The sequence below is a fragment of the Streptomyces sp. SPB074 genome (assembly GCF_000154905.1).
Classification (GTDB): Bacteria; Actinomycetota; Actinomycetes; order Streptomycetales; family Streptomycetaceae; genus Streptomyces.
The window spans coordinates 3,625,803-3,628,222 of sequence record NZ_GG770539.1 but is presented as its reverse complement, the minus strand read 5'-3'; the positions used below and the strand labels follow the sequence as shown (position 1 = coordinate 3,628,222).

General features: G+C 74.5%; 1 protein-coding gene. It reads left to right on the top strand.

What is annotated here, in order from left to right:
* Positions 1-417: 417 nt before the first annotated feature.
* Positions 418-2,420: PAS domain-containing protein (locus SSBG_RS14950; protein ID WP_199781371.1), on the top strand; the 2,003-nt coding region annotated here is incomplete at its 3' end.

Sequence of the window (2,420 nt, the reverse complement as noted above, 5' to 3'; positions counted from 1 at the left end):
CGCGCCCCGCTCGCCTTACACGTGACATGGTACCCCCGGCCGACCGCAACCCCAGCCGCCGACAACCCCCGGCCCTTCCGCCCCGCCCCCAGTCCCCCGCCCCGACACGCCCGGCACATCGCCCCCGGACACGCCCGGGCGCCCACGCGGCCGCCGTCCGCCTCCTCGCGGAACCGGTGCCCGCTCCCCCCGCGCCCTCGCCGCCGCCTCCCCGCCCCCGCGCGCACCGCCTCCCCGTGCCGCCGCTCGCGGCTCCCTCGTACGAGCGCGCGCCGCTGCCCGTAGACTCCCAGGCGTGACACGTCGCGGACCGCGCGGCACGATGGTCCAGGCGGGCCGCCGGTAGGACGGTCCGGGAGGGCAGGGCGGGGAGCCGCAGGCGCGGTCCCCGTGGAACGGCAGGGAGGAACGTTCGTCGTGAGCAGCAGGCCATCCCGGGGCACTGCTCGCCTCGCAGCCATACTCGACTCCCTCCCCGACGCCCTCGTACTCGTCAACACGAACGGCACGGTCGTCAACGCGAACACCATCGCCCTCCAGGCGCTGGAGTCCCCCGGCACGGCGCTCGTGGGTCGCGGACTGCTCGATCTCCTGCCGCAGTTCGACTCCCGGCTCATCCCCGGGTCGATGCGCCGCCCCGACGCGGAGGACGAGCGCGGGCGCACGAAGCCGCTGCGGATGATCGCGCGGCGCACGGACGGCGGCGAGTTCCCCGTCGAGGTGACGAGCGCGAGCATCAACACGGCCGCACAGTCCTCGAGCGCCTATTCGGGTCCGTACGAGGACGCTTCGCGTTATTCCGGCGACGAGTTGCTGATGATCGTGATCCGCGATCTGACCGGAACTGTCGACACGGAGGCGGAACTCGCCCGCTCGCAGCGGCAGACGGAGATGATCCTGCGGGCGGCGGCCGAGGGTGTCGTGGGCACGGACACCGAGGGGCACGTCGTCCTCGTCAACCCGGCGGCGGCGCAGATCCTCGGGCACCGCGCGAGCGACCTCGGCGGTCGTGAACTGCACCCGCTCGTCCTGCATTCGCGCGCCGACGGCACGCCCTTCCCGTACCCCGAGTCGCCGCTCGCCGACACGCTCCGCTCCGGGCGCAAGCACCGGGTGCGCGGGCAGGTGCTGTGGAACAAGAAGGGCGAGAAGGTCCCCGTCGACCTCACGACGGCACCCGTGCGCGACGGCGATCAACTCGTCGGCGCCGTCATGACCTTCACCGACCGGCGGGCCTACGAGGAGCTGGTCGAGCGGCACGCGGCGGAGAGCGCGGAACTGCGCGAGAGCCACGCGGGCGAGGTCGCCGGGCTGCGCGAGGCGCACGCCGCCGAGGTCGCCGGGCTGACCGGGGAGTACGAGGCGCGGATCGCCGAGCTGGACGCGCGGCACGAGGAGGCCGTGGCGCAGGCGCAGGACCGGTACGCGGCACTCGCCGAGCGCGAGAAGGACCGTTTCGAGGCGCTCGCGGCGCGGCACGAGCAGTTGCTCGCCGTTCTGGAGACCTCTTTGCGCGGGCCGCTGGACGAGCTGCGGCGCGAGCTGGGCACCCTCGCGGCCGATCCGGCCGGTCAGTTGTGGCCGGAAGCGAACCAGATCCTGCACCACCTGACCGCCGGTTATTCACGGATGACCACGCTGGTCGACAACGTGCTCAGTTATCAGCGGCTCGACGTCGGTACGGACACGCTGCACCGTCGCAACGTCATGCTCGACGCCGTCGTCCAGGCGGGCGTCGACGGAGCGGTGGAGCTGATCGGGCCCGGGCGCGCGCAGTTCGCGGTGCACGCGCCGCCGATCGAGGCGCAGGTCGATCCCGAGCGGCTCGCGACGGCGCTCGCGCACCTCGTCGCCGATGTCGCGGGCATCGACGCGACGGGCAACGCGCGTCAGGGGCTCGTCAACACGGGCTGGGTGGACTCCACGATCGTGGTCGCGGCGGCGCAGCGCGGTGACGTCGTACGCCTTGAGGTGCGCGGCCCGTACCAGGGCGGCGACCCGGTGCACGGCCCCATCGTCACGGGCATCGTGCGCGCGCACGGCGGCGTCCTCCAGTCGCACGTGGTGCCCGGCATGGGCGGCGCGACGTACGTGCTCGACGTGCCGCTCGGCGAGGGCGCGGGGGCGGTAGCGGCACCAGTGGCGGGCGGGGCCGGTGCCGGCGGCGGCCCGGAAGACGACGCGAACGGCGGTCCGGGGGACGGCGGTTTCGCTCCGGGAGCGGACGCTTCCGGCCCGCACGGGACCGGTTCGGGACCGGACGGGACCGGTTCGGGTCCGGACGGGGGCGACTTCGGGCCGGGAGCGGCCGACGGTACGGGCGAGTTCGACGCCACGGCGGCCGGGCACGGTCGGCGGCGGGCGCGTCGCTCCTCCGTGGACGCCTTCCTGGACGGCGAGGCGGAGGCGGCGAAGGCACG